Origin of the sequence: Pseudomonas mosselii (assembly GCF_019823065.1) — a bacterium.
In the GTDB taxonomy this organism is placed as follows: domain Bacteria; phylum Pseudomonadota; class Gammaproteobacteria; order Pseudomonadales; family Pseudomonadaceae; genus Aquipseudomonas; species Aquipseudomonas mosselii.
In genome coordinates this window covers 455,963-477,134 of sequence record NZ_CP081966.1, presented here as the reverse complement: position 1 = coordinate 477,134, position 21,172 = coordinate 455,963, and the positions used below count along the sequence as shown (strand labels likewise).

At 64.7% G+C, this 21,172-nt stretch carries 10 protein-coding genes; 7 read left to right on the top strand and 3 right to left on the bottom strand.

Annotated features, from left to right (window positions below):
* The first annotated feature begins 57 nt into the window (after positions 1–57).
* The 3 genes from K5H97_RS02165 (at position 58) to K5H97_RS02155 (ending at position 3,549) form a co-directional block, all read left to right on the top strand.
* Positions 58–1,356, top strand: a complete 1,299-nt coding sequence (locus tag K5H97_RS02165; RefSeq protein ID WP_028688413.1) for a murein hydrolase activator EnvC family protein — start codon at positions 58–60, stop codon at positions 1,354–1,356.
* An 87-nt stretch (positions 1,357–1,443) separates the two neighbouring features.
* The gene (locus K5H97_RS02160; protein ID WP_028688414.1) at positions 1,444–2,775 is read left to right on the top strand and encodes a S41 family peptidase; all 1,332 of its coding nucleotides are present in this window, start codon (positions 1,444–1,446) and stop codon (positions 2,773–2,775) included.
* A gap of 9 nt (positions 2,776–2,784) precedes the next feature.
* The gene (locus K5H97_RS02155) at positions 2,785–3,549 is read left to right on the top strand and encodes a divergent polysaccharide deacetylase family protein (protein ID WP_028688415.1); all 765 of its coding nucleotides are present in this window, start codon (positions 2,785–2,787) and stop codon (positions 3,547–3,549) included.
* Between the two features lie 5 nt (positions 3,550–3,554).
* Here the strand turns inward: K5H97_RS02155 and K5H97_RS02150 are convergent, their stop codons facing one another.
* Positions 3,555–8,225: a dermonecrotic toxin domain-containing protein gene (locus K5H97_RS02150; RefSeq protein WP_028688416.1), complete on the bottom strand. Its 4,671-nt coding sequence runs from the start codon at positions 8,223–8,225 to the stop codon at positions 3,555–3,557.
* A 161-nt stretch (positions 8,226–8,386) separates the two neighbouring features.
* Between K5H97_RS02150 and K5H97_RS02145 the strand changes: the two genes are divergently transcribed.
* Positions 8,387–9,814, top strand: coding sequence for a trypsin-like serine peptidase (locus K5H97_RS02145; RefSeq protein ID WP_028688417.1), 1,428 nt, complete (start codon positions 8,387–8,389; stop codon positions 9,812–9,814).
* Between the two features lie 45 nt (positions 9,815–9,859).
* On the opposite strand, the gene K5H97_RS02140 is transcribed toward K5H97_RS02145, so the two are convergent.
* Both K5H97_RS02140 and K5H97_RS02135 read right to left on the bottom strand, forming a co-directional pair.
* Positions 9,860–14,542: a dermonecrotic toxin domain-containing protein gene (locus tag K5H97_RS02140; protein WP_028688418.1), complete on the bottom strand. Its 4,683-nt coding sequence runs from the start codon at positions 14,540–14,542 to the stop codon at positions 9,860–9,862.
* Positions 14,543–14,677: 135 nt separating this feature from the next.
* On the bottom strand, positions 14,678–16,681 hold the full coding sequence (locus K5H97_RS02135) for a BCCT family transporter (protein WP_028688419.1): 2,004 nt from the start codon (positions 16,679–16,681) through the stop codon (positions 14,678–14,680).
* 479 nt (positions 16,682–17,160) lie between these two features.
* Between K5H97_RS02135 and betI the strand changes: the two genes are divergently transcribed.
* From betI to betA, 3 genes are all read left to right on the top strand, one after another.
* A complete protein-coding gene (betI, locus tag K5H97_RS02130) occupies positions 17,161–17,817 on the top strand; it encodes a transcriptional regulator BetI (RefSeq protein WP_028688420.1) in 657 nt (218 codons plus the stop codon).
* 38 nt (positions 17,818–17,855) lie between these two features.
* On the top strand, positions 17,856–19,328 hold the full coding sequence (gene betB / locus K5H97_RS02125; RefSeq protein WP_028688421.1) for a betaine-aldehyde dehydrogenase: 1,473 nt from the start codon (positions 17,856–17,858) through the stop codon (positions 19,326–19,328).
* A 76-nt stretch (positions 19,329–19,404) separates the two neighbouring features.
* Positions 19,405–21,102: a choline dehydrogenase gene (gene betA, locus K5H97_RS02120; protein ID WP_028688422.1), complete on the top strand. Its 1,698-nt coding sequence runs from the start codon at positions 19,405–19,407 to the stop codon at positions 21,100–21,102.
* Positions 21,103–21,172: the final 70 nt, after the last annotated feature.

The window sequence follows — 21,172 nt, the reverse complement described above, 5'->3', positions numbered from 1 at the left end:
TTTGCAGGCCCGCAAGGGCATACTAGGCCAGTCTCCATCCCCGGTACGCCAAACCCCATGCTCCGCGCCCTCTTTTTACTCGCCCTGTCATGCCTGCTCACCCCGGCCTTCGCCGACGAGCGCGCGCAGACCCAGCAGCAGCTGGACGCCACCCGCCAGGACATCGCCGAGCTGAAGAAGATGCTGGGCAAGCTCCAGGAGGAGAAAGCCGGCGTGCAGAAAGACCTCAAGTCCACCGAGACCGACATCGGCAACCTCGAGAAACAGGTGGAGGCACTGCAGCAAGAACTAAAAAAGACAGAGGGCGAGCTGGAGCGCCTTGATCACGAGAAAAAAAAACTCCAGAGCGCCCGCGTTGAACAGCAACGCCTGATTGCCATCCAGGCCCGTTCCGCTTATCAGAACAATGGCCGCGAGGAATACCTCAAGCTGCTGCTGAACCAGCAGAACCCCGAGAAGTTCGCCCGCACCCTCACTTATTACGATTACCTCAGCAAGGCACGCATGGAGCAGTTGCGCGCCTTCAACGAGACCCTGCGCCAGTTGGCCAATGTCGAGCAAGACATCGTCCGCCAGCAGGAACAGCTGTTGACCCAACGCGCCGACCTCGACGGCCGCCGTCAAGCGCTGGTGGCCGAACGCGACAAGCGCCAGCAGGTGCTGGCCAAGCTCAACAGCGACATGAAAGAACGCGACCAGAAGCTGCAGAGCCGCGAGCAGGACCAGGCCGACCTGGGCAAGGTGCTCAAGACCATCGAGGAAACCCTCGCCCGTCAGGCCCGCGAGGCCGAGGAAGCCCGCCAGCGCGCCCTGCTGGCCAAGCAGGAAGAAGAAAAACGCCGCAAGCAGCAGGCCTTGGCCGCGGCGGCCAGCGCCCAGGAACCCGAGGAAGCGCCGAAGAAGGCCCGTACCACCCTCGGCCCAGTGGTTTCCAGCGATGGCGCCAGCTACGGCGGTGCTTTTTCTGCGGCCCGGGGAAAACTTCCATGGCCAGTCAATGGTCGATTGCTGGCACGCTTCGGCGATACCCGCGGCGGCGATGCCCGGGCCAAGTGGGACGGGGTGATGATCGGCGCCAGCGCCGGCACCCAGGTGCGCGCCGTGCACGGCGGGCGCGTGGTGTTCGCCGACTGGTTGCGCGGCGCTGGACTTCTGGTCATTCTCGACCATGGCAATGGCTACCTGAGCCTGTACGGCCACAACCAGAGCCTGCTCAAGAGCGCTGGCGACATCGTCAAGGCCGGCGATGCCATCTCCACCGTAGGCGACAGCGGTGGCCAGGACAACGCGGGCTTGTACTTCGCGATTCGCCAGCAGGGCCGGCCAACCGACCCAGCGCAATGGTGCCGAGGCTAGTTAATGCTACTTTTACGGCGCCGCCCACGAAACGGTGGCACCGATGCTCCCAACGGGAGCACCAACAGGATCAGGAGTTCGTTTGACATGCTGCACTCGCCTCGCCTCACCCAGCTGGCCTTGACCATCGCTCTGGTCGTCGGCGCGCCCCTGGCCGTTGCCGCCGAGCCGGCCAAGCCGACGACGGCCAAGCCCGCCGCCGTGCCGGCCACCGAGGTGACCGCCAAGGCGCCGCTGCCGCTGGACGAGCTGCGCACCTTCGCCGAGGTCATGGACCGTATCAAGGCAGCCTATGTCGAGCCAGTGGATGACAAGACCCTGCTGGAAAACGCCATCAAGGGTATGCTCAGCAACCTCGACCCGCACTCGGCCTACCTTGGTCCCGAGGACTTCCAGGAGCTGCAGGAAAGCACCAGCGGCGAGTTCGGCGGCCTGGGCATCGAAGTGGGCATGGAAGACGGCTTCGTCAAGGTGGTCTCGCCCATTGACGACACCCCGGCATCCCGCGCCGGCATCGAGGCCGGCGACCTGATCGTCAAGATCAACGGCGCGCCAACCCGTGGCCAGACCATGACCGAGGCCGTGGACAAGATGCGCGGCAAGATCGGCGAGAAAATTACCCTGACCCTGGTGCGCGACGGCGGCACGCCGTTCGACGTGACACTGGCCCGCGCGGTGATCCAGGTCAAGAGCGTCAAGAGCCAGCTGCTGGAAAACGACTACGGCTACATCCGCATCACCCAGTTCCAGGTCAAGACCGGCGACGAGGTAGGCAAGGCCCTGGCCAAGCTGCGCAAGGACAACGGCAAGAAGCTGCGCGGCGTGGTCCTCGACCTGCGCAACAACCCCGGCGGCGTGCTGCAGTCGGCGGTGGAAGTGGCCGACCACTTCCTGACCAAAGGCCTGATCGTCTACACCAAGGGCCGTATCGCCAATTCCGAGCTGCGCTACTCTGCCGATCCGGCCGACGCCAGCGAAGGCGTGCCGCTGGTGGTGCTGATCAACGGCGGTAGCGCCTCGGCTTCGGAAATCGTCGCTGGCGCCCTGCAGGACCAGAAACGCGCCGTGCTGATGGGCACCGACAGCTTCGGCAAGGGCTCCGTACAGACCGTGCTACCACTGGCCAACGACCGTGCGCTTAAGCTCACCACCGCGCTTTACTTCACCCCCAACGGCCGCTCGATCCAGGCCCAGGGCATCGTCCCGGACATCGAGGTGCGTCCTGCCAAGCTTACCGCCGAGGCCGACAACGACAACTTCAAGGAAGCCGATCTGCAGGGTCACTTGGGCAACGGCAACGGCGGCGCCGACCGTCCGAGCGGCAGCAGCAAGCGCAAGGACCGCCCACAGGACAACGACTTCCAGCTCAGCCAGGCCCTCAGCCTGCTGAAGGGCCTGAACATCACCAAGGGCGACTGACCGTTGCCAATGCGTTACCTGCTGTTCACGCTTATCTGCCTGATGCTCGGTACCGCCCAGGCGGCGCCGGGCAAGGCCTACCTGAGCATCATCATCGACGACCTGGGCCAGAACAGCGAGCGTGACAGCCGCACCCTCGCCCTGCCTGGGCCGGTGACCATGGCGATAATGCCCGACACCCCGCACGCCACCGACTTCGCCCGCCAGGCCCACAAGGCCGGACGCACGGTGATCCTGCACATGCCCATGGACCCGGCCACCGGCCCCTACGCCTGGCACCCTGGCACGCCGATCGAGGAGCTGGCCCGGCGCCTGAACGCCGCCTTGGCAAAGGTGCCCTTCGCCGCGGGTATCAACAACCACATGGGCAGCCGCATGACTGCCCAGCGCAAGCCGATGCACTGGCTTATGGAAGAACTACAGCGCCGCCACCTGTTCTTCGTCGACAGCCGCACCAGCGCTGCCACCGTGGCAGCCGCCGAAGCGCAGACCGTCGGCCTGGCTCATGTTTCGAGGGATGTGTTCCTCGATGACGTGCGCACGACAGAGGCGATCAGCGGACAGTTGCAGTTGGGCATTGCCCAGGCGCGCAAGCAAGGCTCGGCGGTGCTGATCGGCCACCCCTACCCACAAACCCTGGCGGTCCTGGAGGAGCAACTGCCCCGGCTGAAAAGCCAAGGCATCGAGCTGATCAGCCTGCACCAGATGATCGCCGAACGGGGCAACCAGGCCACGCCCGCGCACGGCAAGCAAGGCCGCTACCTGAACCGCTGAGCGCCTCAGTCGAAGGGAATAACGCCCTCCACCTCACCCAGTCGCACTTCCCCCCGGTAGATCGCCAGCAGGTCCTTGCCGCTGGCCGCCGCATGCAGTTGCGCCTTGCGCCCCAGCTTGCGCTGCGACCACAGCTTGAGATGGCCCTTGCTGAATTGCCGTGTGCCGGTGGTCGTTGCAGGGTAGTGGAAATGCGCCTCCCACAGGCCCTCGCCCTGTTGCTCGCCCGCCCGCTGACGGCGGCGAATCTCATAAACGTCCAGGTAGTCCTTGGCCGACAGCATTCGCCGTGGGCCGGCTCGGTGAACCGTCACTTCGTTGTGCTCGAACAGAAAGCGCAAACTCTTCGCCGTGGGGTGGGAGGTGACCAGGTACATGCCCGTCAGCAGGTCACGCTGGGTCGCCTGCAGACGCGTCACCGCCTGGCTCAGGTTGTCGAACAGCTCGTCTTCAGGGGTCAGCCTAGGCAACTTGGCCTGCACCTCCTTGAGTTTGCCGATATGCCCCTCCATCACCGCGGAAAGCCCGAGCGCTTCATCGGACTTGACGTACAGCCGGGCCAGGTTGATTACCGAGTCCACCTGGCCGACCAAGGCATGGGCACGCTGACGCGCGATGCGCGGGTCCTTGGGCGAAACGGGCGGAAGGTCGTCAGCCCCGCTCCCCGAGGCTTGCTCGACCCATTCCCCACCCTGGTTGTGGAAAGTCTTGATCACGCTTTGGGTGCGGAAGTCCCGCTGCTGGATCACCGCGATACCGTCGATCTCCACCTCTTCACCCAGGACGCTGCGCCCGCGGCTGGTCCTGACTACTTTGCGCCTGCCGCCGCGTGGCGCGTAGGTGGAAGCCTGTCTCACCGGCGGCAGCTCGAGTTCCTTTTCCCGGACGGCCTCGGCCAGGTCTTTTTCCGCCAAGTTCTTGAGGCCTTCGAGGGTCTGCTTGTACTGCTGTAAACGATCCTGCCGGATCGCCTGGCCACCGAGGCTACTCAGGTAGTCCGCCATCCCCCTGGCCTCTTCGTAGGCCTCCAGGATGCCCGTCAGAACGTCGATCCGCTCATTGACCGAAAGCTCGCTCCCGGCCAGGTCACCGTGGGCATTGCCCGCACTCTTCAGGGCTTCGCTGGCCAGGTAGTCGAGGTACTGCTCCAAGGTACGCTCCTCGACATCCACCAAGCGGTCGAGGCTGACCTCGGCCAGGTCGAGCAACAGGCGGAAATCCAGGTCGATGGCCGACAGGCGTCGGCGCTCGATAGTCTGCTTGAGCTCGGTGTCCTTGTTGATCCTCGCCTCGTTCTTGTCATTCTTGAACACGATCGAGGTGTCGTTCAGGGTATCCACGAGCACCTTGTCCAGCACTCGGGAGATGTCGACCAGGTCGGTCTCCCATTTGATGACATTCTCCAGCGAGGCCAGGAACGTCTTGTAGTGCTGTATCTCCAGCGCTCCCTCGGGGCGCACGGCGACATCCTTGGAGATATCATCCAGCCCCTCTTCATTGATCATCGAGGCCATCTCGTTGTAGTACACCGAAAGATTCTCGACGAGGGCCTGGCGCACGCCACTGCGCTGCTCCGCGAGCGAAGCTTGCAGCGCCGTGTCGTCGATCCGCATGTCGTGCAGGCGAGCAAGGAGCCGGTCATGCTCGATACCGTTCTCCACCACCGCCTTGAGTTCGTAGATGACTTTCTCGTTGATCTTCTTGCGCAAGCGCCGAGTCAGGTCGAGGACGTTCTGGTTCAGCTCGTCCAGTGCGGGCAAGGCTTCCAATGCGGCAATCTGACGGTCCTTCTGGTTCAGTAGGTCGCGGTGGTCCTCCAGTAGCTTGCCCAGTCGGTTGTTGGTTTGCGCGAATACCGTCTCGCTATGACGCAGACTGTCGAACAACCTCTGGTTTTCCTCCTTCATCGCCTTCAGACGACTGCGCGGCATGCCGCCGCGCAGGCGCAGCGCCGGGTCGATCCGCCACTGGCCGTCGACGAACACCGCCCAAGGCCCCGCTTGCCCGGCAAGGTCGACGATGCGCACCCCCTCGCCAGAGACACGAGCGCGGTACACATCGCCATCCAAGGGCAAATAGTGATGTCCCTCGAGCGCATACAGCCCTTGATGGTCACCGCTTCCAATCGCCTCCAAACCGTCAAGCGATTGCCCGACACGCAGGGCTTGCAGCGCCTTGCGCCGCTCGGCCGTGAGCACGTTGAGCCCTTGGGCGCCGCGCCACGAGAAGTCCAGCCGTGTGGCCGCGTCACCCAGGGCCCCCGCTAACCCGACCTTGCCCTGCGAAGGCTTGAGTGCCTGTGCGCGGCGAGCTGGCTGCAGCAACGGCAGGCGCTCGATGGCCGATGCAGGCATGATCGATTGCGTGACGGCCGACGCCCCCGGCAGGCGCAGGTGCATCAACGCCATTGACGCGTTGAGCAGCAGGTCCACCACGGCCGCGGAGCGCTCGAACGCGTTGTCGCCACGCAGCGCCGCCAGGTCGTTCTGCATCCCTGTGATGCCCTGCGCCAGCCAGGCAACAGTGGCCACAGGCCCGCGCAGCAACAGGCTGACCACATCGAACAGCAACCAGGCGCCCTGGGTGAGGATCGCCCAGCGGCTTTCCCGATTGGAAACCGATTGCCGGTCGGCCAGTTCCACCAGCAGATCGCGGTTGGCCTGGTACAGCTTGGCATCGACGTCGCGCTGCCAGAACTGCGCCTCGAAGGTGGCAGGCTTGACCCGCGAAGGCAACACCGAGGTGTCGACGATCGGCCGCAGCAGGTGCGGCTCGAGAAAACCGCCGCGGCCATAGACAAGACGCGCCTCGGGGGTGAGCCAGTCGAGGACGCTGTCCTGCAGCGCACCGGACTGGCTGATCGCCGCCATCATCGCCCTAAGGCTGGCGTACTCGATGAGCGCGGCATTACCGTACAGCGGCCGGTACAGCAGCACACATTCAGGTTGGGTGGAAAATAGCACGTACATGCCCGCCGCCTTGTCGCTGGAGGTCGCATCGGGCTCGCGCTTGAACGCCAAGGGCATCAGCATCTGCGCAGGCGACTGCGGATCGACGACACCGCGGCAGTAGTCGACCACGCAGCCCAGGGCCGCTTCGCTGAGGGTCTTGGCCAGGCGTGCCGAAAGGGCGCTGAACAACAGCGAGCAGCGCCACTCGCGCCCGAACCGCACGACCCGCTGCGCGCGCTGGGCAGGGTCGTCCAGGCACTGCGCCACGTAGTTCGGGTAGTGCCCGCCGATATCGACCCGCTGGACCAGTGACTGCACGTAGCCCGGGTTCATCCAGTCCATGATCAACTGGCCCTTGCGGTGTTCGACGGCGCTCAGCAGCGCGCCTTGCAGCGAACTCAGGTTGCCGATGGCGAATTCGGTCAGGCTCATGCGCCGGTGCGCCACGCTGCCGCCACCCACGCCTGCGCCCGCACCGCCGGGTGTGCCTCGGGCGATGGTCAGGGTCAACTCCAGGTCGTCCGGGAAGTAGTTGGCGTCGTCGGGATGGTCGGCCAGCAACTGCGTACGCAACTGCTGGCGCGCGTAGGCCTGTAGGTCGAGCACGCCATCCAGGGCGCCGACACCATCGGACAGCGCCTGCGCCAGGGCCAGGTCGAACAGCGCGCACTGGCAAGCGAAGCTGTCGGCCGGCACCGCGTGCAGAAACTGCGGCGGCAATAGCGCGCGGGCTTGCGGGTCGTTCACGCGGTAGCCCTCGATGAAGGGGCGCGACGGGTCGCACAGCGCGGCGAAGCAGCGCTCCAGGGCGTCGACATCGGCCAGTTGCGAGTAGCGGACACGGCGCACGCGCTCGAGCGACGCCTCGAGCATCAACGTGCTCAGCTGGGCGAACGCATCGCCCTCCAGTTCGTAGCGGTTCCACACGAACGTCTCGAACGCCTGCTCCTGAGCGAATGCATCGCGCAGGAACAGGACCAGGGTTTCGAGCGAGTCGAACGCGCGGATGGCACTGGAAGGCATGCACCAGAGGAACACCTTGCGCGCATCGCTTTCGCCCATGAGCAGCAGGTTCGGCAGCAGCGTGTGGTAACGCTCGGCGCCTTGGCTCAATTGCACCTGGAGCACACTCACGCTAGGCGATTGCTTGCCGCCTTGAAGCAGGCCATGGACGTAGCCCTGTTGCTCGGCATCCAAGCCTTGCAGGGGCAGGTTGGCCAACCAGGCCGACTTCATCGCCTGTTGCAGCCAGCGGTCGCGGCTGACCCCGGCACTGCCCGTGCCTTGCCAGTACTCGACCTGCGCCTGGCAGAAGTGCTCGGGCAGCAGTACCAGCAGGTCATTGAGCGCGTCGGTCAGCGCTTCGAGCCTGACCACGTCGGCATCGGAACCTTCGAAGGGGGCCGGGTTGGCGTAGAACCGGCGCGGGACCTCAAGGCTTAGGCGGTAGTCCAGACCAGCCACCCGGGAAAAATCGAGGACGCGTCGATCCAGCAGCGCTTGCAGGATGTAGTCGACGAACGGCTGGTTGCGCCAGGTGGTATCCGCTTGGGGGATCATCAGGTACAGCACCTCTGCAGATGTCAGCTCCGGGCGGTACTCGGCAATCGTCGGGTGATGCTCAATCAGCACCTGCATCAACTGCCGCCCCGCGACCTGGCGCAGGGTCGGGCGGCTGGCGAACTGAATCGCCACGGCGTGCTTGTCATCGGTCAAAGGGGTCATGGGCGGGCGGCTCCAGGCTGAGGGTGGCCAAGGAGCGTATACAGCCAAGAACGCGGGGCAGGCCTACATATTGCTCAGCGCGGTGACGTCATCAATAAGCACCACAACGCAGGGTCCGGTTACGGCAGCGTGACGGCGCCCCCCACGAAGAGAACCGCCCCATGCCCATGCTCCCCACCAACGCCCTGGCCAGCGTACTGGCCCTGACCACCCTTAACGCCATCGCCGCCCAGGCGGTGCCCACGCCGCTGACCAATGCCAACGGCGAAAACGCCCACTGGACCGGCATCGGTCGCCTGAGCGTGCCGCCCTACACCCAATGCATCGCCACCCTGATCGACAGCCGTGAGCAGACATCTGCCACCAACGGCCCCGCCTACGTGCTGACCAGCGGCCACTGCCTGAGCACCCGTAACGGCCAGATCGTCCATGACGCACCGGCGCAAGGTACGATCACATTCAACTACTTCATCGACACCCCCGATACACGCGCCGCCTTCCCCCTCAAGCGCACAGTGTGGAGCAGCGTGCAAGGCAGTGACCTGGCCCTGGTGGAACTGCAAGCCAGCCTGGCCGATGTCATGGCCGCCGGGGTCGAGCCGTTGACGCTCGGCAAACGCGCCCCAGCGGGCAGCGAAGTGGTGATGGTGGGTGAGCCCAGCCGACCAGACAGCGGCTTGCGCGCGGCGTATTGCAAAGAGACTGACGTGGACAGCGTGACCGACTTCCCCTGGGTCTGGCGCAAGCTCAAGACCAACGACTGCCCCACCCGTAGCGAAGGCGCCTCAGGCAGCCCGGTGATCGAACGCGCCAACGGCCGCGTGGTCAGCGTGCTCAACAGTGCGGCGGTCGGCCAGGCCTGCGCCCCCGGTGGCGCCTGTACGCCCATGAACAACTTCGCGATTCCGGTGCAACGGGTGATGGGATGCTTTCGCAACGCACACGTAGACCTCAGCGTAGAGGGCTGCGACCTGCTGCCCGGCTTCCAACTCGTCCAGAAGCCGCCCATCCGTCTGCTGAAGCGGGTAGCCAGCGACGCGCAGGGCCAGCCCCTCCCCGCGACATGGAACATGAGCTTCAGCCTCGATACCCCTTACTACCGCTACAAAACCGTGCGCGATGCGCTGGCCTGCGAGGATCCTGTCGGCTACAGCGCAACCCTAGCGTCCAGTGAAAACCACATCGACGACCCGATCGGCAGCCAACCCGGCAGGTATCACCTGTGCCTGATCGGCGTGCAGTCGGCCGACCAACTGCCTTCGCCAGCGTTAATGGCCAATGCCTTGAGCGTGCCGCTGGAACTGCTCGCCGAGGGCTCGCCGCAGGTGCGCTACAGCATCGATCGTCACCAAGCAGGCCATGTACGGATCAACTGGCAGACTGACCAGCCCTACTTGCGGCGTTACGTGCTCAAGCTGGGTAAGCCGGACGCAGTCGACTGCACCAATCCCTTTGGTTACCGACGCGCATTGATGTCGTCTCAGGTCATCACGGCGGCGCAGCTTCCGGTCACCCTCTGCAGCCGGGCGATCGATCTCGACGGGCAGGTCTCGGCCACCCGCAGCGAGTTGCTGAGCCCGGAAAGTTGATGATCGAAGGCCCTGTCGTGAAGACCGGGCCTGTCCCTGCGGGCGTCAGGTCAGCGGGATGATGCCCTGCACATCGGCCTGCTCCAGACGCCCGCGGTGCACCCGCTGACCGCTGGCGGCCTCGTACTGCCGGCCCAACAAGCGTTGGCTCCAGAGCTTGAGGTGGGCGTGGGTGAAGTCCGCCAGGTTTGCCGCTTGCGACGGCAAGTGGAAATGCGCGGCCCAAAGCGGGCGACCCTTGCTGCCAGCCGGCGCGTTCAGACGCACGATCTTGAACTCATCGAACGGGCTGGTGTTGACCGAGCTCTCGCGCCGCACGTACTCGACCTTGATCAGTTGCTGCTCATGCAGGAAGCGCAACCCCTTGGCCGTGGGGTATGGGGTCTTGCCGTAGAGCAGGGTCAACTGTTCGACCCGGTAAGTCTTCAAGGCCTCCAAGGCCTTTCTCAGCGGGGCGGTAGCCGTCGCCTGCGCCCCCTGCTCGGCGAAGCCTGCCAAGGCTTGCTCCAACACCTTCACCTGCTCACTGAGCAGGCGATCCAGCAGCGCGCCACTGACATCGTCCTGCACATACGCCTGGGCGGCGTCGAGCAGGTCCTGGTGGTCCGCGAGCAGCGCCTTGACCTGCGCAGCGACGTCAATCGATGGGCCTGGCTGCACGCTGGGCGCGGGCGCGTCCTCAACACGCTCGACCCAGGCATCCCCTTTGCGCTCGAACACCTGCAAGACCTTGTCGGTGATCGACTGGCGCACCTCCAGGACAACCCGTCCTTCGTGGTCTACCTCGGTGGCGATGAGCAACTGGCCGTCGTCATTGCGAATTATCCGCTTGGGCTCCTGGGCGACGGGGTAAGGCACGCGCCCGCTGGACGTCGGCGCACCGTCCTGCTCGGCGATGGCATCGACCAAGCGGCGCCCCGCGTCCTCCTTGAGCAGGATCATGTGAGCCCGGTAGCGGCGCAGCATCACGGGGTCGAGCAACTCGCCGGCCTGGGGCTCGATGTGCAGGCTGTGTACGATCGCGGCGGTGTACACGTCCCAGGCCTCTTGCAGGATGCTGATCCGGTCGGCCGCCGACAGGTTGGCCTTCAACGAATCCCCATGCGCCGAGGAGGCGCGATTCAGCGCAGGGTTGACCAGCCCCCGCTGGAACCTCAACAAGCGCCGCGGCATGCTCCTGGACTCCAGCCGCAACGCGGCCTCCGCGAGGTTCAACACGTGCTGGAAACGCAAATCGATCGTGGTGAAGCGCCGCCCCATGATCAACTGCGCCACGCTGCGGGCCGTCGTCGTGGCGCTGACATTCAGGGTATCCGGCACGCCGAGCAGCAGCACGTCGAGCTCGCCGTGCAAAGCAAGCACCCGCTCGTTGATCTCGCAGAGATCGATGAGTTCGTTACGAAATTGCCGATAGTGCTCCGCCACTTCGAAAAGGTACTTTCCCCTGAACTGTTTGCGCATCTCACTGATGTGCGCGTAGTCGGCCAGCGTATAGAGTTCGGTCAGCGCGAAATCGGCGTTACGAATCGTCGACTGCGTGAGCAGGTTCAACTGGCCATCGAGGAGCGCGCCCGCGCCATGCTGCCGGTAGCGACCATACTTGGGCTCGAGCATCACCTTGATCTGGGCGATCTGCTTGCGATCGGGCGCCATGACCGCTTCCAGCGCCGACAGCGCCTCGAGCCGCTTTGCCTTCAACGCCGTGTTCAACTCGGCGAGTCGTGCCTGGTAGCTGGTCATCAGGCGGTCGGAGCCGACCTTGTCGAAGCAGGTGTCGCCTGTCATTTCGGCGTCCAGGCGACGCTTTCGCTCCGCAGCCTCGAGCACGCAGAGCTGATCGTGCTTGCGTTGCAATACCAGCGCTTCATCAAGGGTTGGCTTGAGAACTCCCGCCGCCTGGTTCGATTCCAGGGTCAGCCGGTCGATCTGCGTGAGCATCCTGTTGAACTGCTTTTCCAGGGAAGCCTTGGGCATGCCACCGCGCAAGCGCAGCCGGGTATCGACACGCCAGGCGCCCGCCTCGTAGGACAAGTAAGGGCCATGCCCACCCGCCGGGTCGACCACGCGGATGCCGTCGTCCGATGCGCTCACGGCAAACACTTCGCCCAGCATCGGCACGCAGTCCTGCCCAGCCACCCGGTAAACCCCTGATGCCTGTGGCTGCTCACCTGCGAGTGCCACGTTCGAGCGCATGGCCATCAACGCCTTGCGCCGCGAGGGCGGCAAGTCGTTGAAGCCCTGGTTGCCACGCCAACTGAAGTCCACAACGGCTGCGTCGCCCACCACTGGCTCTGGCCATGCCAAGGGCCCAGGTGACGTGACCCGGCCTTGGCTCGGCACGACCTTGAGCGCCTGGTAACGGCCATCCTGGGCCGGTGCTTGCGTGAACGCCGCCGCACCGGGTAAAGGCTGCGCATCGGCGTGGGGAGCCTTGGGCAGGTGCGCGTGCAGCAAGGTCATGCCGGTGGTGATGATCAGATCGACCGTGGCCGCGTCCCGGTTGAAATAGTCACTGTGGGCCACCGCCTCGAGATCGCTGTCCAGGGCGCTGAGGGTTTGCACCAGCCATGCCGCCGATGCCACCGGGCCACGCAACGCCAGGCTGGCCACGTCGAACAGCAGCCAGGCGCCCTGGCCGAGCAGCGCCCAACGGCTTTCTGCCGTGGAGGTGCTTTGCGCGTCGGCCAGCGCCACCCGCAACGCCTGGTTGGCGGCATAGAGCTTTTCATCCACACCCGTGGCCCAGTGGCAGCTGGCGAGTTCGGCGGGGGCCGGCTTTTCCGGCAGGTTATAAGGGTCGATGCCGATGCTGCCGATGTGCGGTTCCTTGAACCCGTCGTGGTCATAGATGGAGCGTGCCGTTGGGTTCATCCACGCCACCAGGCTCTGCTGCAGCTCGGTGGAGGCGCGAATCGCCGCCATCATCGCCTCCAGGCTGGCGTACTCCAGCAGCGTATCCTTGGCGTAGAGCGGACGGTACAGCAACACCCGCGAGGGCTGCGCACAGAACAATACGTACATGGCCTGGACCAGGTCGGAATGCGTGGCGTCGGGACGGCGCTTGAAGGCCAGGGGCGCCAGCACGCTACTGGGTGACTCAGGATCCAGGTGGCCTTGGCAGAAATCGACGACGTGTTGCAGCCCGGCATCGGAAACCTTGCCATCGAGCTTGGCCAGCAGGGCACTGAATAACAGCCCCTGGCGCCACTCCCGGGCGAAGTGCCGGGTACGCTGCGCCCGGCTTGACGGGTCACCCAGGGTGGTCGCCACGTAGCGAGGGTATTTGCCTCCGATGTCGACGCGCTGGACCACGCCCTTGAGGTAGTCGACCGTCAGCCACGGCATGATCAATTGTCCAGTGCGGTGCCGTATGCCCTTGATGACCGCCGCGCCCAGTGAACTGAGGTTGCCGATGGCGAAGGCGGTCAGGCTTACCTCGCCCCTGTCGGCCAACGGCTCCCCCCCGCCTGCGCCGCTTCCCGCGCCACCCGGAATGCCCTCGGCGGTGGCGAGCGACAGCAACAGGTCGTCAGGAAAATAGTTCGCTTCTACCGGATAGTCCGCCAGCAACTGTTCGCGCAAGCGTTCGCGCGCGTAGGTCTGCAGGTCCTGGACGCCATCGAGCGCCGAGCCCCCTTCGGCCTGCGCTTGGGCCAAGGCCATACTCAACAGGGCTTCCTGGGCTGCGAAGCTGTCGCTGGCCGAGGCGCTGGACAGGCCTGGCGGGAGTTTGGCCTGAACGCCATCGTCGTGGAAGTAGCCGCCAAGTAGCCACTGCGCGGGGTCGCTCAACTGCGCGAACAGGGCCTCCATCCGTGCCACCGAGAGGCCACGCAGACGCAACTGAGCGATGTGCTCGCACATCCTCGCCAGCAGCAGCGCACTCTGCTGCGCGAACACGTTGCCCTCGAGCGCATGGCGCTCCCAGTTCAGCGTGTCGAAGCTGTGCGCGAGCGCCAACGCATCGCGCAGGGCCAGGCCAAACGCCTCAAGCGACGCGAAGGCCGTGACCTGGGTCGACGGCCTGCACCACAGCACCACCTGCGCTTCGTCCCATTCGCCCACCACCAACAGGCCGGGTTGCACGACCGTGAACACCTGGTCATCCCAGCCCAGCCTGGCCTGCACGACGAACGTCGCCGGCTGCTCGGCACCGCCCTCGATCAGGCCACGCACGCACGCCTGCGCCTTGGCATCGAGCCCCTGCGCAGGCAGGTTGCTCAGCAGCGCCATCTTCAACAGCAACTGCAGCCACCGGTCGCGGCTCTTGCCAGCGCTGCCCCGGCCCTGCCAATAGTCCAGCTGCGCTTGGCAGAAGAGCTCGGGCAAGCGCGCCAGCAACCCGTTGAAGGCGTCCGTCACCCCGCTCAGGCGGCGGGTATCGAACTCGCTGCGCGAGCCGGCGAAGCGGTGGGTCGCCACCAGCCCGAGGTTGTGGTGGCGCCCTTCGAGCGCTTCCAGGTTCATGGGCTGCTCCGCGACCATGGCCTGCAACACCAGGTCGACCAAGCTGTCGGTGGTGTAGTAGTTGGTGCCGGGCACAGGGCTGTCGAGCATCAGCGGGTCGGCGTCGGTCAGCGCCGGGGTGACCGACGCCAGCCATGGCAAGTGTTCGAGCAGCAGGCTCAGCACCTGCGTGCTGGCCACCTGGCGCAGGGTCGGACGGTTGGCGAACTGCCGGGCGGCAGCGCCCTTGAAATCGAACAGGGGTGTCGAAGGTGTCGTCATGGTGAACGCCTCCTGGTGAGTGGACTGCCACCATGCCGTCACCCACCAGCCTGCGAGGCTGTACATATTGCGCGCCCCAGAAACGACAAGGGCCCGGCGCTTTCACGCCAGGCCCCTGCCTGTTACCGCTCACGATCAGCTGTAAACACGCCCCAGCAGCTGACGGTGGCTCTCGAACTGATCCAGCACGTCACGCACGATCTGCTCGCGGGTGAAGCCCATCAGGTCGTACTCCTGGCTGCCATCGTGCAGGTACACCTCGGCACGGTAGAAGCGCTGACGCACTTCCGGCTCGCCCTCGACCGGCGCCTCGCTCGGCGCGGCCATGTAACCGTCCAGGCTGGCTTCGTAGACGAAGGGGTTACCCTCTTCCATCATCACCCGCAGGCCCATCATGTTGCGTGACTGGCCTACACGGGTCTCGACCTCGAAGCCCAGGGTGCGAAGCTGCTCGGCGGCCTCTTTCAGCGCCGGGCTGACCTGCTTGTCCATGAAACGCTGGACCACGGCCTGGGTCGGTTGCAGGTCCAACTGGCTCAGGCGCTCGCTGAAGCCGCGACGGCCACGGGCGGCCAGCTCGGCGCGCTCGCTCTCGACCGCGACGTCCTGCTTCATGGCCTTCATGAGGCCGAACATGAACAGCACCAGGACCACCGAGAACGGCAGGCCGGCCAGTACCACCATGGTCTGCATGGCCTCGAAGTTACCGGCGAACAGCAAGCCGATGGTGACCAGGGTGATGACCACCGACCAGAACACCACCATCCAGTGCGGGGCGTCCTCGTCGACCTTGCCGCCTTTGCACGACAGGTTGGCCATCATCACCGCGCCGGAGTCGGCGGGAGTCAGGAACAGCACGAAGCCGACGAACACGGCTACACCGATGACAATCTTGGCGGCCGGGAAGAACTCCAGCAGCTGGTAGATCGACATCGACGGCTGTTCGAGCGCCGTCTTGCCCAGCTCCACCGCACCCTGGTTGATCACCAGGTCCAATGCGGTGTTACCGAAGATCGACAGCCAGGCCAGGGTGAAGCCCAGAGGAATCAGCAGCACGCCGCTGACCAGCTGGCGCACGGTACGGCCCTTGGAGATACGGGCAATGAACATGCCGACGAACGGGCCCCAGGAGATCCACCAGGCCCAGTAGAACACGGTCCACAGGCCCAGCCAGCGCTCGGACTTGTCGTTGTCGCCTTCATAGACATACAGGTCGAAGGTCTTCAGCACGACACCGTTGAGGTAGTCGCCGATGTTCTGCACGAAGCCGTTGAGCAGGTGCAGGGTGTTGCCGGCCAGCAGCACGAAGATCAGCAGGCCGCTGAACAGCAGGATATTCAGGTTGGACAGGCGACGGATACCGTTCTCCACGCCCGACACCGCGGCCACGGTGGCAACGCCCGCCATGACCAGGATCACCACCAGCAGGTTGGTCTTGCTGTGGTCCATGCCGAACAGGTACTCCAGGCCCGAAGCCACCTGCATCGAACCGATACCGAGGTTGGTCACCAGGCCCAGCAGGGTGACGAACATGCCGAAGATGTCCACGGCATGGCCGGCGCCACCCTTGACCCAACGCTCACCGACCAGCGGATAAAGCGCCGAGCGCAGTGCCAGCGGCTGGTTGTGACGGTAGGCGAAGTAACCCACGGCAAGCCCCACCAGGGCGTAGATTGCCCAGCCGTGCAGGCCCCAGTGCAGGAAAGTCAGCTGCAGGCCCTGGCGCGCGGCCTCGAGGCTGGCCGGGGTGCCCTCGGGTGGGTTGAAGTAGTGGTCCAGCGGCTCGGAGGCGCCGAAGTACAGCAGCGAGATACCGATGCCCGAGGAGAACAGCATCCCGGCCCAGGCGCCGTAGCTGAAGTCGGGGGTGTCGTCCTTGCCGCCAAGCTTGAGCTTGCCGAAATCGGAGAAGGCCAGGTAGACGACGAACAGCAGGTAACCGCAGATCACCAGCATGTAGTACCAGCCGAAGGTACGGGTCAGCCATTTCTGGGCAACGCCCAGCGCCTGGCCGGCGGCTTCGGGTACAGCAATCAGCAGGGCAGTCAGAACGAGGATCATCAGCGCAGAGGTGTAGAACACCACGCGGTTGACCCGTACCCGCTCGGCGGGAGGCTTTGTCAGGGAGGCAGAACTCATTGCACGAATGCTCCGGGCAGTGCGGCAGTGGAGGCTAAACAGTTATTTCCCGCGCAATTGGTGCAATAGCCCTACTACGCAAGGTGTTATAAAAGGCACCTGGAAACCGTGATCCCGAATCGAAACGCTGCAAAAAATACAGACCGGCCGTCTGTCGCATTGCCACGCACTCAGCAGAAGGTGCGCGCATTCGCCACAGACCACCTGGCCCGCTCCAAGGGCCGACCGCGCAGTCCATGACCGCTCGGCAGAATCTGTCCTTTGCATCGCTCATGCCCGTCAACGCCTTGTATTCCGGGGGTTACACGATTTCCTGGGGTGTCGATTCGTGTCCCTTTGACGGCCTGAAAAACTGTCAATGGCACAAATTGTCGCAGAGCTTATTCTTTATTGATTGAACGTTCAATCAAAACAAAATAGACTGGCCTTCGCCGAGGCAGCCGCTCGTCGTCTGCCCGCAGGCCTGAGGAGATAGCAAGATGCCCAAGGTCGGTATGCAACCCATCCGCCGCCAGCAGTTGATCGAAGCCACGTTACAGGCGGTCGATCAGGTCGGACTGGGCGATGCCAGCATTGCGCTGATTGCCCGTTTGGCCGGCGTGTCGAACGGCATCATCAGTCACTACTTTCAGGACAAGAACGGCCTGATCGCAGCGACGATGCGCCACATCATGAACATGCTCAACGAGGGTGTGATCGCGCGTCGTCAGGCACTCACGGACGACAGCCCGCGTGCCCACCTGAAGGTGATCATCGAAGGCAACTTCGATGCGAGCCAGGTGAATGGCCCGGCAATGAAAACCTGGCTGGCCTTCTGGGCCTCCAGCATGCACCAGCCGTCTTTGCACAGGTTGCAGCGGATCAACGATCACCGTCTGTATTCCAACCTGTGCTGCCAGTTCCGCCGCGTCCTGCCGCTCTACCATGCGCGCAAGGCTGCCCGCGGGCTGGCGGCCCTGATCGACGGCCTGTGGTTGCGTGGCGCCCTGTCGGGGGATGCATTCGACACCGACCAGGCGATACGCATCGCTTACGAATACATGGATCTACAACTGGCGAAACAGCAGTCCCTGGGCACAACCGACCAGGCCTCTGAACAGCCGCGCGCAGCGACCAGCCAACCGGCAGGAGCGTGACGCGGCAGCCAACCACACACTGCACTTGCGAGGACACTATGGCCCGTTTCGGAACGCAAAAACTCTACATTGATGGCGCTTACGTCGACGCAGGCAGCGACGCCACCTTCGAAGCCATCAACCCGGCCACCGGCGAAGTCCTCGCCCATGTGCAGCGCGCGACCCAAGCCGACGTCGAAAAAGCCGTCGAAAGCGCCGAGCGCGGCCAGAAAATCTGGGCCGCGATGACCGCCATGCAGCGTTCGCGCATCCTGCGCCGCGCCGTCGACATCCTGCGCGAGCGCAACGACGAGCTGGCCATGCTGGAAACCCTGGACACCGGCAAGTCGTACTCCGAAACCCGCTACGTCGACATCGTCACCGGCGCCGACGTACTGGAGTACTACGCAGGCCTGGTACCGGCCATCGAAGGCGAGCAGATCCCGCTGCGCGAATCGTCCTTCGTCTACACCCGCCGCGAGCCGCTGGGCGTGACCGTCGGTATCGGCGCCTGGAACTACCCGATCCAGATCGCCCTGTGGAAATCCGCCCCGGCCCTGGCCGCCGGCAACGCGATGATCTTCAAGCCGTCGGAAGTCACCTCGCTGACCACCCTGAAACTGGCCGAGATCTTCACCGAAGCCGGCCTGCCGAACGGCGTGTTCAACGTCCTGACCGGCAGCGGCCGCGAAGTCGGCACCTGGCTGACCGAGCACCCGCGCATCGAGAAAGTCTCCTTCACCGGCGGCACCACCACCGGCAAGAAAGTCATGGCCAGCGCCTCCAGCTCGTCGCTGAAGGAAGTGACCATGGAACTGGGCGGCAAGTCGCCACTGATCATCTGCGACGACGCCGACCTGGACAAGGCCGCCGACATCGCCATGATGGCCAACTTCTACAGCTCCGGTCAGGTCTGCACCAACGGCACCCGCGTGTTCATCCCAGCCTCGATGAAAGCCGCCTTCGAAGCCAAGATCGCCGAGCGCGTCGCCCGCATCCGTGCCGGCAACCCGGAAGACGAGAACACCAACTTCGGCCCGCTGGTCAGCTTCCAGCACATGGAAAGCGTGCTGTCGTACATCGCCAAGGGTAAAGAAGAAGGCGCCCGCGTACTGTGCGGCGGTGAGCGTCTGCTGGACGGCGACTTCGCCAAGGGCGCGTTCGTGGCCCCGACTGTGTTCACCGACTGCAGCGACGACATGACCATCGTCAAGGAAGAGATCTTCGGCCCGGTGATGAGCATCCTCAGCTACGAGACCGAGGAAGAAGTCATCCGTCGCGCCAACGACACCGAATACGGCCTGGCCGCCGGCGTTTGCACCAACGACATCAGCCGCGCGCACCGCATCATCCACAAGCTCGAGGCCGGCATCTGCTGGATCAACGCCTGGGGCGAGTCGCCGGCGGAAATGCCGGTTGGCGGTTACAAGCAGTCGGGCGTCGGCCGTGAGAACGGTGTCAGCTCGCTGGCTCAATACACTCGCATCAAGTCGGTCCAGGTCGAGCTGGGCGGCTACAACTCGGTTTTCTAAACCCCGTTTAGCCACGCCCGTGCCTTCGCGCACGGGCGCTTGCGCTCCCTGACCACCGCCAACGAGGGTACTTTTCATGTCCCAAGAATTCGATTACATCATCGTCGGTGCCGGCTCGGCCGGTAACACCCTGGCCACCCGCCTGACCGAAGACGCCAGCGTCACCGTGCTGCTGCTGGAAGCCGGTGGCCCCGACTACCGCTTCGACTTCCGCACCCAGATGCCGGCCGCCCTGGCCTTCCCGCTGCAGGGCCGTCGCTACAACTGGGCCTACGAGACCGATCCGGAGCCGTTCATGGACGGTCGCCGCATGGAGTGTGGCCGCGGCAAGGGCCTGGGTGGCTCCTCGCTGATCAACGGCATGTGCTACATCCGCGGCAACGCCATGGACTTCGACGGCTGGGCGGAACTGCCGGGCCTGGAAGACTGGACCTACCTGGACTGCCTACCGTACTTCCGTAAAGCCGAAACCCGCGACATCGGCCCGAACGACTACCACGGTGGCGACGGCCCGGTCAGCGTGGCCACGCCGAAAGCCGGCAACAACCCGCTGTTCCACGCCATGGTCGAAGCCGGCGTGCAGGCCGGTTACCCGCGCACCGAAGACCTCAACGGCTACCAGCAGGAAGGCTTCGGCCCGATGGACCGTTCGGTGACCAAGAACGGCCGTCGCTCCAGCACCGCCCGCGGCTACCTGGACCAGGCCAAGAAACGCCCGAACCTGACCATCGTCACCCACGCCCTGACTGACCGCGTGTTGTTCGACGGCAAGCGCGCCGTCGGCGTGACCTACCTGGTCGGTGACAGCGAAGAGCGTGTCGAAGCCCGGGCGCGCAAGGAAGTCATCGTCAGCTCCGGCGCCATCGCTTCGCCGCAGCTGCTGCAGCGCTCCGGCGTCGGCCCGCGCGCACTGCTGGAAAGCCTCGACATCCCGGTGGTCCACGACCTGCCAGGCGTCGGCGAGAACCTGCAGGACCACCTCGAACTGTACCTGCAGTACGCCTGCACCCAGCCGGTGTCGCTGTATCCGTCGCTGCTGTGGTGGAACCAGCCAGCCATCGGTGCCGAGTGGCTGTTCAACGGCACCGGCATCGGCGCCAGCAACCAGTTCGAGGCCGGTGGCTTCATCCGCACCCGTCCTGAATTCAAGTGGCCGAACATCCAGTACCACTTCCTGCCGGTAGCGATTAACTACAACGGCTCGAACGGTGTGAAAGAACACGGTTTCCAGGCGCACATGGGTTCCATGCGCTCGCCAGCCCGTGGTCGCATCCAGGCCAAATCGAAAGACCCGCGCCAGCACCCAAGCATCCTGTTCAACTACATGTCCACCGAGCAGGACTGGCAGGAATTCCGCGACGGTATTCGCCTGACCCGCGAAATCATGGCCCAGCCGGCGCTGGACCCGTACCGCGGTCGCGAGATCAGCCCAGGCGCCCACGTGCAGACCGACGAAGAGCTGGACAAGTTCATCCGCGAGCACGCCGAAACCGCCTTCCACCCATCCTGCTCGTGCAAGATGGGCACCGACGACATGGCAGTGGTCGACGGCGAAGGTCGCGTGCATGGCATGCAGGGCCTGCGCGTGGTCGACGCGTCGATCATGCCGCTGATCATCACCGGCAACCTCAACGCCACCACGATCATGATCGCCGAGAAGATCTCGGACAAGATCCGTGGCCGCAAGCCGCTGCCGCGCAGCACCGCCAAGTACTACGTGGCCGGCGATGCACCGGTGAAGGGCAAGCCGATGCGTGAAGTGAAGCAAGCGTAAGCCTGCTGCGGCAACACAAGAAAAGGCACCTCTCGAGGTGCCTTTTCTACATCTGCAGAAACGCTTTACA

Coding starts and splice junctions, on each gene's coding strand:
- K5H97_RS02165 (WP_028688413.1), top strand. CDS start 58: ATGCTCCGCGCCCTCTTTTTACTCGCCCTGTCATGCCTGCTCACCCCG.
- K5H97_RS02160 (WP_028688414.1), top strand. CDS start 1,444: ATGCTGCACTCGCCTCGCCTCACCCAGCTGGCCTTGACCATCGCTCTG.
- K5H97_RS02155 (WP_028688415.1), top strand. CDS start 2,785: ATGCGTTACCTGCTGTTCACGCTTATCTGCCTGATGCTCGGTACCGCC.
- K5H97_RS02150 (WP_028688416.1), bottom strand. CDS start 8,225: ATGACCCCTTTGACCGATGACAAGCACGCCGTGGCGATTCAGTTCGCC.
- K5H97_RS02145 (WP_028688417.1), top strand. CDS start 8,387: ATGCCCATGCTCCCCACCAACGCCCTGGCCAGCGTACTGGCCCTGACC.
- K5H97_RS02140 (WP_028688418.1), bottom strand. CDS start 14,542: ATGACGACACCTTCGACACCCCTGTTCGATTTCAAGGGCGCTGCCGCC.
- K5H97_RS02135 (WP_028688419.1), bottom strand. CDS start 16,681: ATGAGTTCTGCCTCCCTGACAAAGCCTCCCGCCGAGCGGGTACGGGTC.
- betI (WP_028688420.1), top strand. CDS start 17,161: ATGCCCAAGGTCGGTATGCAACCCATCCGCCGCCAGCAGTTGATCGAA.
- betB (WP_028688421.1), top strand. CDS start 17,856: ATGGCCCGTTTCGGAACGCAAAAACTCTACATTGATGGCGCTTACGTC.
- betA (WP_028688422.1), top strand. CDS start 19,405: ATGTCCCAAGAATTCGATTACATCATCGTCGGTGCCGGCTCGGCCGGT.